General features: G+C 68.5%; 10 protein-coding genes and 2 pseudogenes. 6 read left to right on the forward strand and 6 right to left on the reverse strand.

The features are described 5' to 3' along the window. Positions 1 to 197 precede the first annotated feature (197 nt). Complete coding sequence (gene guaA, locus CCS01_RS24135) at positions 198 to 1,775, forward strand: glutamine-hydrolyzing GMP synthase (RefSeq protein WP_104521319.1); 1,578 nt, start codon at positions 198 to 200, stop codon at positions 1,773 to 1,775. Positions 1,776 to 1,952: 177 nt separating this feature from the next. Here guaA and CCS01_RS33145 read toward each other — a convergent pair whose 3' ends face one another. Beyond that, positions 1,953 to 2,225 (reverse strand): hypothetical protein, encoded by a 273-nt coding sequence (locus tag CCS01_RS33145; protein ID WP_146101935.1) that lies wholly within the window; start codon positions 2,223 to 2,225, stop codon positions 1,953 to 1,955. A gap of 744 nt (positions 2,226 to 2,969) precedes the next feature. Here CCS01_RS33145 and CCS01_RS24140 point away from each other — a divergent pair. Beyond that, entirely contained in the window at positions 2,970 to 3,413 is a 444-nt protein-coding gene (locus CCS01_RS24140) for a YccF domain-containing protein (protein WP_104521320.1), read from the forward strand. Positions 3,414 to 3,940: 527 nt separating this feature from the next. Beyond that, entirely contained in the window at positions 3,941 to 5,737 is a 1,797-nt protein-coding gene (locus CCS01_RS24145; RefSeq protein ID WP_104521321.1) for an NAD(P)/FAD-dependent oxidoreductase, read from the forward strand. A gap of 16 nt (positions 5,738 to 5,753) precedes the next feature. Here the strand turns inward: CCS01_RS24145 and CCS01_RS35465 are convergent, their stop codons facing one another. From CCS01_RS35465 to CCS01_RS36345, 5 genes and pseudogenes are all read right to left on the reverse strand, one after another. Continuing rightward, on the reverse strand, positions 5,754 to 5,906 hold the full coding sequence (locus CCS01_RS35465) for a hypothetical protein (RefSeq protein ID WP_239992374.1): 153 nt from the start codon (positions 5,904 to 5,906) through the stop codon (positions 5,754 to 5,756). A 95-nt stretch (positions 5,907 to 6,001) separates the two neighbouring features. Next, positions 6,002 to 6,088, reverse strand: a pseudogene (locus CCS01_RS36230) (hypothetical protein); the annotation flags it as partial. Further along, the gene (locus CCS01_RS24155) at positions 6,085 to 6,720 is read right to left on the reverse strand and encodes an ATP-binding protein (protein WP_104521323.1); all 636 of its coding nucleotides are present in this window, start codon (positions 6,718 to 6,720) and stop codon (positions 6,085 to 6,087) included. The gene CCS01_RS24155 and the pseudogene CCS01_RS36230, both read right to left, overlap by 4 nt. 94 nt (positions 6,721 to 6,814) lie before the next feature. After that, a complete protein-coding gene (locus CCS01_RS36340; protein ID WP_456307620.1) occupies positions 6,815 to 7,378 on the reverse strand; it encodes a PAS domain S-box protein in 564 nt (187 codons plus the stop codon). 27 nt (positions 7,379 to 7,405) lie between these two features. After that, positions 7,406 to 7,713 (reverse strand): annotated as a pseudogene (locus CCS01_RS36345) (hypothetical protein); the annotation flags it as partial. Between the two features lie 200 nt (positions 7,714 to 7,913). On the opposite strand from CCS01_RS36345, the gene CCS01_RS24165 reads away from it, so the two are divergent. From CCS01_RS24165 to CCS01_RS24175, 3 genes are all read left to right on the forward strand, one after another. Continuing rightward, on the forward strand, positions 7,914 to 9,224 hold the full coding sequence (locus CCS01_RS24165) for a CHASE3 domain-containing protein (RefSeq protein ID WP_104521325.1): 1,311 nt from the start codon (positions 7,914 to 7,916) through the stop codon (positions 9,222 to 9,224). Between the two features lie 24 nt (positions 9,225 to 9,248). Then, positions 9,249 to 9,605: a sensor histidine kinase gene (locus CCS01_RS24170; RefSeq protein ID WP_275112953.1), complete on the forward strand. Its 357-nt coding sequence runs from the start codon at positions 9,249 to 9,251 to the stop codon at positions 9,603 to 9,605. Between the two features lie 31 nt (positions 9,606 to 9,636). Then, on the forward strand, positions 9,637 to 10,253 hold a 617-nt coding region (locus CCS01_RS24175), incomplete at its 3' end, for a response regulator transcription factor (protein WP_158258575.1).

Raw genomic sequence — 10,253 nt, forward strand, 5'->3', positions numbered from 1 at the left:
TCGAGGCCTTCATCGCCTACTTCAACCGCACCCTCGCCAAGCCGTTCAAGTGGACCATGACCGGCAAGCCGCTCGCTGCGTGAGCGGCCGTCGAAATGGGGTTCGTTCTTCCGGCGAGGTGTACTAGGGTTTCGGCGCTTGCCTTGCGGCGTCCGGCATGGTCCAAGCCCAGCCGTTCAAGCGCTGGCAATGACATTATGACCGAGACCGTGCCCGATCCCGCCAATACCCCCGAACGCATCCTGATCCTGGACTTCGGCAGCCAGGTCACTCAGTTGATCGCGCGCCGCCTGCGCGAGTCCGGGGTGTACTGCGAAATCTGGCCGTTCACCGCCGACGCCGCGCGCATCTCGGCGTGGAACCCGCGCGGGATCATCCTGTCGGGCGGCCCGGCCTCCGTGCACGAAGCCGCCGCGCCACTGGCCCCGCCGGTGGTGTTCGAACTCGGCGTGCCGATCCTGGGGATTTGCTATGGCGAGCAACTGCTGTGCCAGCAACTGGGCGGCGCGGTGGAACCCTCGGACCATCGGGAGTTCGGCCGCGCCTATGTCGACGTGGCGGACGACTGCGCCCTGTTCACCGGCGTCTGGGCCAAGGGCAGCCGCGAGCAGGTGTGGATGAGCCACGGCGACCGGGTGACCCGGCTGCCGGCCGGCTTCCGGGTCGTCGGCACCAGCGAGGGCGCGCCGTTCGCCGCCATCGCCGATGACGCGCGGCATTTCTACGGCGTGCAGTTCCATCCCGAGGTGGTGCACACGCCGCACGGCGCGCAGTTGCTGCGCAATTTCACCCATGGCGTGGTGGGCCTGTCCGGCTCCTGGACCATGGCCGGTTTCCGCGCCACCGAAATCGCCCGCATCCGCGCCCAGGTTGGCAGCGGGCGGGTGATCTGCGGGCTGTCGGGCGGGGTGGACTCGTCGGTGGCGGCGGTGCTGATCCATGAGGCCATTGGCGACCAGCTGACCTGCATTTTCGTCGACCACGGCCTGCTGCGGCAGGGCGAGGCGGAGCAGGTGGTGGAAACCTTCCGCGACCGGTTCAACATCCGGCTGGTGCATCGCGACGCCTCCGGCCTGTTCCTGGGCGCGCTGGAGGGGGTGACCGACCCGGAAGTGAAGCGGAAGACCATCGGCCGGCTGTTCATCGAGGTGTTCGAGGAAGAGGCCGCCCGCGTCGGCGGGGCGGACTTCCTGGCGCAGGGCACGCTGTATCCCGATGTGATCGAGAGCGTCAGCTTCACCGGCGGCCCGTCCGTTACGATCAAGTCACACCACAACGTCGGTGGCCTGCCGGAACGGATGCGGATGCAGCTGGTGGAGCCGCTGCGCGAGTTGTTCAAGGACGAGGTCCGCGAACTGGGCCGCGAGCTTGGCATGCCGGAGACGATCATCGGCCGGCACCCGTTCCCCGGCCCGGGCCTCGCGATCCGCATTCCTGGCGCGGTGACGCGGGAGAAGGCGGACCTGCTGCGCAAGGTGGACTCGATCTACCTGGAGGAAATCCGCACCGCCGGGCTGTACGACGCGATCTGGCAGGCATTCGCGGTGCTGCTGCCGGTGCGGACGGTCGGCGTGATGGGCGACGGGCGGACCTACGACATGGCCTGCGCACTGCGGGCGGTGACCAGCACGGACGGGATGACGGCGGATGTGTATCCGTTCGACATGGCGTTCCTGACGCGGGTGGCGGGGCGGATCGTGAACGAGGTGCGGGGGGTGAACCGGGTGACGTACGACATCACCAGCAAGCCGCCGGGGACGATCGAGTGGGAGTGAGGGTGACGCTGCCAGGATAGGTCCCGGATACCTGGCCCGCCCCGTTCGTCGCGTCGCGGGGACTCGCCAACGGGCACAGTGTAACCGCTTGGCATCGCAAAGAGTTTGGTTGCTGGCACCATCCCTGCGCCCTGGACAGAAGCTGCCGCGCCCACCGCGGCCTTCGACAGCGTGCCGTCACAACAAATGCGCGCAGACCTTGGCCTCATAGGCCGAGGCCGCGATGACATCGCCGATCATCGCGCCGGTCACGCCGGGGGTGACCACGTCCTGGCCAGTCAGCAACAGACCCGGGACAGGCGTCCTTGGCCTGAGGCTTCGCGACAGAAACCGCCGCGGGCTGACCTCGATTCCGTAATTGGCACCGTGCTCGGAGCCAATGCAGGCGGCGTTGGCGAGTGGTGTGGACAGGGTCCGGGCAACGACCATCGGCGCCAGGGGGGGAAACACCGGGCGAACCGATCCATCAGGCGGCGTTCGATGTCGCTCTTGAAGGCCGCGTAATCCTTGTGGCGCTGGCCGTGTTTCGTCTCCCGCCAGCCGGCGAAGGCATCCCAGCTGGCCATGGCCACGACCTCGGCCGTGTGACGCTGCCTGTCGCCAGGCTCGTGCTCCGGGTCCTTCGGCAACTGGAAAGAAACGAAAATCTTGCGGGGCAACGGCTCGCTCAGGGGATTCCATGCGGCATCGTTGATGTCCCACGTCGCGTGGAACCAGTGGTTCGCCGTCGTTGCGCCGTGCGCGCGGATGTCGCCTTCAAGCCCGAGACAGAGCGCGACGTGGCTGAGAGTGCCCCGGCGCCGCCAACCGGACAGTAGGCACCGCTGAAGTAATGATGCATGACCATGGCCTGCAGCCCGAATCTGATGTCCCGCGCCGGAACGCCGCCGTAATTGCCACTTTGCGCCAGCAGCACGGCGCAAAGCCGTGGATCCTTGATCATCTCCCGAAGGACTTCGTCGCTCGAGCGGCCCCACGCCATGCCGATCGATGTCTACGACACGACGACGGGGCGGCCAGTGCCGGCGGATGCGGCGGACCAGGTGGCGAAGGTGGTCGAGGATCTCTTCCCCGGACGGTCTTGGTGACGGGAGTTGATATGGATCAGGGTCAAAGCCACCTGACTTGAAGATACACTGACACGGTCGGCGCCTGAGGGTCGCCACCGCCGTCGCTGTCCCGGAGGTCCGAACGATGTCCCTGATGCGCCTTCTTCTCAACATCCTCTGGCTGCTGACCGGCGGTCTGTGGATGGCGGCCGGCTGGGTGCTTGCCGGGGTCCTGCTGGCCATCACCATCATCGGCCTGCCCTGGACGCGCGCGGCGTTCAGCATCGCCGGCTATACGCTGCTGCCGTTCGGCTACCGCGTCGTGCGCCGGGACGAGTATACTGGCCAGGCCGACCTCGGGACCGGGGCGCTGGGCTTCCTGGGCAATCTGATCTGGCTGGTTCTGGCGGGCTGGTGGCTCGCCCTGGGCCACCTGATCGAGGCCGTGGCCCTCGCGATCACCATCATCGGCATTCCGTTCGCCTGGGCCCACCTGAAGCTGGCCGGCCTCGCGCTCTGGCCGATCGGCCGGATGATCGTTCCGACGGATGAGTTGCCGGGCGGGCGCGGCTACTCGGCCTGGGGATAGCGGTCCTGCGGGACGGCATCCTGTGCGGGCGCCGCTTCCCGGGCTGCCTGATGCCGCCCGGGGCGGCGTCGATGGCTCTGACTGACGGGACGGCGTTCCGATGGGCCGTGCGGGCCACACTTTTCATTGCACATACATACCGGTATCCAGACGCCCGGGTCTTGATCGGCAACGAGCGGCGGTCGATGCCAGNACCAATGTGGCCGCAGGCCCCCGGCATCCCGTCTCTGCGTACTCTGCGCCCCGCTCTGCGCACGCGGCGTTGCATCGCGGTGATCGGGGCGCCACCAGCGTTTGGTGTTCGGCGACTTCACCGGCCGCCCCGCTCTTTGTTGCGGCAGCGCATTCTTCAACGCAGGGATCGCAAAGCGGAGCGCAGAGCCCACAGAGAAGATTTCGTTGCGGCCAGCGGTCGCGGCGGCTCCACGCCACGCCCGCCGCCGCGGCATGGACACCGACCAGTTTGTCTGCATACTGCCCAGTAAGCATCGCCCTTGGGGCGCGATATCGCACGGAGCGGTTCACAGATGAACGATTTCGATCAATCCTTTCTCGCCTTCCAGGCCGCGGAGCAGGCCCGGCGTTCAGCCGAAAACTGGCTCACCGCCTTCGAGACGGCGCTTGCCTCCCGGGATGAGGCACGCATCGGCGCCCTGTTCCACCCGGATTGCCACTGGCGCGACATCCTCGCCTTCACCTGGCACCTGACGCCGCTCGAAGGCCGGGACGCCGTCGCCGGCCGCCTCGCCGCGGAACAGCCGCGCGCCGCCGCGCACGGGTTCCACCTGCCGCCGGGACGCAAGCCACCCCGCGCGGTGAAGCGCCTCGGCATCGACAGCATCGAGGCGATCTTCGAATTCACCACCGCGGACGGCCGCGGCGCCGGCATCATCCGCCTGTCGCCGGACGCCAATGGCGCCATGAAGGCGTGGCTGCTCTCGACCACGCTGGAGGCGCTGCACGGCCACGAGGAGAAAATCGGCGCCAGCCGCCCGACCGGCGCCGCCTATTCGCGGAATTTCGGCGGCGACAATTGGGAGGACGTGCGCCGCAAAGCCGTCGCCTATGAGGACCGGGAACCCACCGTCCTCGTCATCGGCGGCGCCCAGGCGGGGCTGTCGATCGCGGCGCGGCTCAACCAACTGGACGTTGACACGCTGGTCGTCGAGCAATGGCCGCGCATCGGCGACAGCTGGCGCAAGCGCTACCACTCGCTGGCGCTGCACAACTCGATCCACCTGAACCATCTGCCCTACATGGAATTCCCGCCGACGTGGCCGAAGTACATCCCGAAGGACATGCTGGGGAACTGGTTCGAGTTCTACGCCGACGCCATGGAGATCAATTGCTGGACCGATACGGAATTCGCCGCCGCGACCTGGGACGAAACCACCCGGTCCTGGACCGCCCGGCTGAAGCGCGGCGACGGCACCGAGCGGATCGTGCGGCCCCGCCACCTGGTCTTCGCCAACGGCGTCAGCTCCTATCCGATGATCCCGGATCTGCCGGGGCTGGAAGATTTCAAAGGCGAGGTCATCCATTCCGAAGGTTTCAACAGCGGCGCGGGCTGGGAGGGGAAGAACGCGCTGATCCTGGGCACCGGCAGCAGCGCCAACGACATCGCGCTGGACCTGCACAGCCACGGCGTGAACACGACGCTGATCCAGCGGGGCTCGACCACCGTCGTGTCGATCGATCCGAGCGCCAGGCTCAACGAAGCGATCTGGGACGAGGGCGGCCCGCTCGAGGACTGCGACCTGGTCGTTTCATCCGCGACGCCGCCGTTGATCATCAAGGGCTACAAGGCCGTCACGCAGCGCATGCTGCAGCTCGACAAGGACATGATCGAGGGCCTGAAGGGCATCGGCTTCCGGCACGACGTGGGCGAGGACGAGACCGGCCACCAGATGAAGTATTTCCGCCGCGGCGGCGGCTACAACCTCGACGCCGGCAGCTCGGCGCTGATGATCAAGGGCGAGATCGGGCTGCTGCAGTATGACCGCATCGAGCGCTTCACCGCCAACGGCGCGCTGCTGAAGGACGGATCGACGGTCCCGGCCGATCTTATCGTTCTGGCAACGGGCTACTATCCGCAGATGGAACTCGTCCGCCGCGCCCTTGGCGAGGACATGGCGGCGCGCATCGGTCCGGTCTGGGGCATCGGCGCGGATGGCGAGCTTGCCAACATGTTCAAGCGCACGCCGCAACAAGGCGTGTGGTTCATCGCCGGTGGCCTGGCCCAGTGCCGCATCAACTCGAAATACCTGGCCCTGCAGATCAAGGCGATGGAACTCGGCAGGCTCGGACCGCTCTCGGTGCGCTGAAAGAACGACCCGGCGCTCAGGCCGATGCCTTGACGTCCATGCCTTCCGTCAAGGCGCGGACCCGGGCCGTCAGTTGGTCGAACGCGAACGGCTTGTGCAGGACCTCCATGCCCGGCGGCAGGTCGGTGTCCTCCGGCGCCGCGCCGGCATAGCCGGTGAGCAGCAGCACCGGCAGACCCGGCCGGCGCGCGCGGGCCGCGTCGGCAGCTGGCGCCCGTTCAGCCCGGGCAGCCCGACGTCGCTCAGCAGCAGGTCGAGCCGCGCCGCCGACTGCACGATCCGCAGGCCGGCCGGGCCGTCCCGGGTCTGGATCACCGCATAACCCCGCTCGGCCAGGAGCGCGGCAATCATTTTCCGGATGCGGTTCTCGTCCTCGACGACAAGCACGGTCGCCGGCGGTTTCGTATCGCCAGGAATACGGTCCGCCCGCGCCGCGGAAAGCGGCCGCGCATGTAGTCCGGGCCTGTCCTGGCGCGGCAGGAACAGTGCACCGCTGTTCCCTGGCCAGGCTGGCTCTCCAGCCGGACGAAGCCCCCCGACTGCCGCACGAACCCGTACATCTGCGACAGCCCCAGCCCGGTTCCGCGGCCGATCGGCCGGGTCGTGAAGAACGGCTCGAAGGCCCGGCGCAGCACCTCCGGCTCCATGCCGGTGCCGGTGTCGGCGACGATGATCGCCACATAATCGCCCGGCTCCACCCCGTCCTGATCAGCCAGATCGGCCGCCGTCACGGTCCGGTCCGCCGTCGAAATGGTCAGCGCGCCGCCCGCCGGCATGGCGTCGCGCGCGTTCAGCGCCAGGTTCAGCAGCGCGTTCTCCGACTGGTTCGCGTCGCAGGCCGTGCTCCATCCGTCGTGCAGGCGGAACGCCAGCCTGATGGCCGGGCCGATGCCACTGGCGATCAGGCCGGCGATGCCGCGCAGCAAGGCATCCGGCGCGACCACCGTCGGCTGCAAGGCCTGGCGCCGGCCGAACGCCAGCATCCGGTGCGTCAGCGTCGCCGCGCTGTCCGCCGCCTTCCTTGCGTTGCCGATGTAACGTCCCGTGTCGGCCGCCCGTCGGCGAGGCGACGCTCCATCAGTTCCAGGCTGCCGGTGATGCTCTGCGGCATGTTGTTGAAGTCGTGCGCGATGTTGCGGTCAACTGGCCGATGGCCTCCATCTTCTGCGCCTGGTGCAGGCGTTCTTCGCTCGTCCGCAAGGCTGCCTCGGTGCGGCGGCGCTCGGTGACGTCGATCAGCACGCAGACGATCCAGGCCGCGCCGTTCCGGGCTTCCAGCCGCGCCGACAGCAGCACGTTCAGCACGGCGCCGTCATGGCGCAGGTAGCGGCGTTCCAGGTCATGCACCTCGCCGTTGGCCCGCAGAGTGGCCAGGTCGCTTTCGATCCAGCCGTCCGCGCCGGATGGGTGCAGCTCCGTGACGTGGCGGCCAACCGCCGCCGCTTCAGGAAGGCCGAACAGGCGCAGCCAGCTTCGCGACACCGCCGTGATGAGGCCGTCTTCGCTGAGGATGTGCATCGGGATTGGCGAGTGCTCGAAACTGGCCCGGTGGCGCGCCTCGCTTTCCCGCAGGGCGGCCACGGCCTGCGCATGCCGTTCCGGCGATGGCAAGGCCAGGGCATCGGGCAGGATGCGCCACACGGCGATTGCCGATGCGATCGAAACGACCGCGGTCGCCGCCTTGACGATCCCCTGAAGGTCGTAGGCCGGCACCCCAGCGTGACGACGTCCATCAGGTGGGTGGACCCGCACAGGAAGATGAACCCAGCGAACAGCCAGAAAATCGGCCGGAAAACCAGATCCTTGCGGCGGCGGACGAAAACCGCCAGCGCCAGCGGTATGGTGAAATAGGCGATCGTGATGCCCGTGTCCGAAGCCGCATAGGTCCAGATCAGGCCCGGCTCCCGCAGCAGGCAGAAACCATGCGGCGTCAGCCCTGCCGGATCGACCAGCCAGTTCGTCCACTCCTGCAACATGCGAACCGTGCTCCACGATTTGCGCAGAGGCGTGCCTGCGCGCGAACCGCCACACTGGTTCCATAAGCAAATATCACGGCAAAGTCATCGCAAAATTCACTGCCTTTGCGCGTATCCGGCCTTTGATTGCCCGCTTTGTTTGGTTGTCACCTGTTCGTGACAGCCGGGCCGGGCAGGTGGCGGTATCCTCCGGCACCGTCATGACGGCAGCAGGACCATCAGGAGGTTTCGTTCCGCCCGCGCCTGCCGCGGGCGAGCAACGCACGGAACCGAGGCTCCGCCGCCATGCCAGCCTGCCGCTGTGGCTCGCCTGCCTGCTGCTGGCCCTGACCGCACTCGGGCTGGTTTCCGCGGCTGTCGTCACGTCCCGGGGGCTGGCCGTGATCGGCCGCCTTGCCACGACGAGACTGGACCTGGAACGATTGCTGAGCGAGCTCAAGGATGTCGAAACCGGCCAGCGCGGCTTCCTGGCGACCGGAAATCCCTCGTTTCTTGAACTGCACGACGACGCGCGCCCACGGATCGCCGCCAGGCTGGACCGCGTCGTTGCCGAGCTGGCGAAGGCGCATCCTGCTGTTCCAACGGAAACCATCGTGCGGCTCACCGGGGAGAAGCTCGCGTTCACCGGCGCCACCGTCGACATGGCGCGCGGGGGGCATCTGGAGGCGGCCCGGGCCGCGGTGGCGGAAGGCGAGGGCAAACGGGTCATGGACGCCATCCGCGCCGAGGCCCGGCGGTTCGGCACACTCATCGATAGCCGGCGCGCCGAGGTGGAGCGGCAAACCCGCCTGCATGCCATACGCGCCACCGCCGCTTCGCTGCTCGGCGCCGTGCTGGCGAGTTTCCTGGTCGGGGTCATGGCTTTCCTGCAACGACGGCAGTCCGCCGAATGGCTGCGGCTGTCGGAGCAGTCCCGGGCACTGGCGCTGGACGCCGCCGGCCTTGGGACCCGGGAATGGGACGTGCGCAACGGCCGCCTGACGGCTTGCAGATTCGTGCGGCGGCTGTTCGAATTCCCGCCGGACGTCGCGCTGAGGGCTTCAGATCTTCTCGACTCCATTACTGACAAGGACCGAAAATTCGCCGGCGAGGCGTTGCGCAACGCCGTCCGGCAAGGCGGCTGCGACTGGCAGGGATGGGTTGGCCGCGGCGCGGCGCCGGCGCGGCTGGTGCATGTGCAGGCCGGCCTGTACCGCGACCATGCCGGACAGCCGACGGTGCTCCGGGGCGTCGCCCAGGACATCACCGCCCGCCATGCCGCCGAGGAGCGCATGCGCGGTACACAGATGGAACTGCTGCACGCCACCCAGGTCAGCGCGGTCGCGGAAACCGTATCGGCCACCGCGCACGAACTGAGCCAGCCGCTGTCGGCGGCCGCAACGTTCCTGCATGCGTGCGAGCAGATGCTCCGCTCCGGCCAGGAGCACGACCGCGACGACCTGCTCGCCGGCCTGTCGCGAGGCCTCGACGCCGTGGGCTTCGAGCGCCGCGGCGGCGGCCGCATCGCCTGAGACCTCGCCGCGGGCCTGCCGCCGATCGAGGGGGACCGGACGCAGATCCAGCAGGTCGTCGTCAACCTCGTGCGCAACGCCGTCGAGGCGATGGCCGGGCAACCGGACCGGACGTTGCGGATCGCCACCCGCCGCCATGCCGAGGGCGTGCGGCTTTGCATCGCCGACACCGGGCCGGGCTTGCCGCCGGTGGTTCAGCAGGCGCCGTTCCAGGCGTTCGTCACCACCAAGCAGACCGGGCTCGGCCTTGGCCTGTCGGTGTCGCGGAAGATTGTCGAGGCGCATCGCGGCGCGATCGGCTTCGCATCGGCGCCCGATGGCACCACATTCCACGTCGACCTGCCTGCCGCCCAAGAGGAAGACCGTGCCGCCGTCGCCTGAAACGCCTTGCGTCTATGTGGTCGAGGACGACGTGGACCAGCGCGACGCGCTTTTGTTGCTGCTGAAATCAGCCGGGTTCGCGGCGCGGGCCTATGGGTCGGCCGAGGCGTTCCTGGCCGATCACACGCCCGGCCTGACCGGATGCGTGCTCGCCGACGTCCGCCTGCCCGGCATGGACGGGGTCGGCCTGGTGAACGCGCTGAACCGCCGCGGCAACCAACTGCCGGTCATCGTCATCAGCGGCTACACGGAAACGCCGCTGGTGGTGGAGGCCATGCGGGCCGGCGCCGTGGACGTGCAGGAGAAGCCGCTGGATCCGCCGCTGCTGCTGGCCTCGGTGCGCGCCGCGATCGGTGGCGCTGGCGGCGCGGCCAGCCTGCGCAGCGAGGTGGCGGCCGCGGCGGCGGGCGTGGCGTGGAGCCGCCGCGACCGCTGGCCGCAACGAAATCTTCTCTGTGGGCTCTGCGCTCCGCTTTGCGATCCCTGCGTTGAAGAATGCGCTGCCGCAACAAAGAGCGGTGCGGCCGGTGAAGTCGCCGAACACCAAACGCTGGTGGCGCCCCGATCACCGCGATTCAACGCCGAGTGCGCAGAGCGGGGCGCAGAGTACGCAGAGACGGGATGCCGGGGGCCTGCGGCCGCATTGGC

The sequence above is a fragment of the Rhodopila globiformis genome, assembly GCF_002937115.1.
Classification (GTDB): domain Bacteria; phylum Pseudomonadota; class Alphaproteobacteria; order Acetobacterales; family Acetobacteraceae; genus Rhodopila; species Rhodopila globiformis.